Raw genomic sequence first — 732 nt, 5'->3', positions numbered from 1 at the left:
CCCCTTGAACGACTTTGACGATGTGACCGAAGCGTCACTCGCTGATAAATCCATCTAATTAAAAGGTAACGTGATGAAAATCAAATTAAACAACGTACGTCTGGCTTTTCCTGAGTTATTTGAACCTACGCAAGTCAGTGGTCAGGGCGCCTTCAAATACCGAGCCAATTTCCTTATCGCCAAAAATCGTACTGATCTGATTAAGGAAATCAAAAAGGGGATTGAGGCGGTCATTAAGGAAAAATGGGGAGCCAAAGAGGTAGAAAAAATTTATAACAGCATCTGCCACTCCAACAACCGTTTTTGCTTCCGCGACGGCGACAATAAAGAATACGACGGCTATGCCGGAAATATGTACATCACCGCCAGTAACAAAGATCGGCCGTTAGTCATTGACGTAAATCGCACACCACTTACCGCACAGGACGGGCGTCCCTACTCAGGCTGTTACGTTAACGCCACCATTGAATTTTACGCCTATGACAATAACGGTAAAGGCGTTTCAGCATCATTAAGAGGCGTTCAGTTTTTCCGTGATGGTGATACGTTTAGCGGTGGAAGCGTGGCCTCCGTTGACGAGTTTGACGACCTGAGCATGGCTGAGGAAGAAGAGTTATTGGCAAGTTAAACACCAGGGAACTACCGCGGCCTGAGGTAGTTAAACAATCAGGCAATATTTAAAAATTAGGTTAATTTTTAACCTGTTTAACTTAAGGAAAATTTGATATGTAA

The 732-nt window shown here is 43.7% G+C and carries 1 protein-coding gene; it reads left to right on the top strand.

What is annotated here, in order from left to right:
- Positions 1 to 73: 73 nt before the first annotated feature.
- A complete protein-coding gene (locus tag CBG25_RS18755) occupies positions 74 to 628 on the top strand; it encodes a DUF2815 family protein (RefSeq protein ID WP_290608566.1) in 555 nt (184 codons plus the stop codon).
- Positions 629 to 732 lie beyond the last annotated feature (104 nt).

The sequence above is a fragment of the Arsenophonus sp. ENCA genome (genome assembly GCF_002287155.1).
GTDB classification, from domain to species: domain Bacteria; phylum Pseudomonadota; class Gammaproteobacteria; order Enterobacterales; family Enterobacteriaceae; genus Arsenophonus; species Arsenophonus nilaparvatae.
This window is presented reverse-complemented; position numbering and strand designations above follow the sequence as displayed.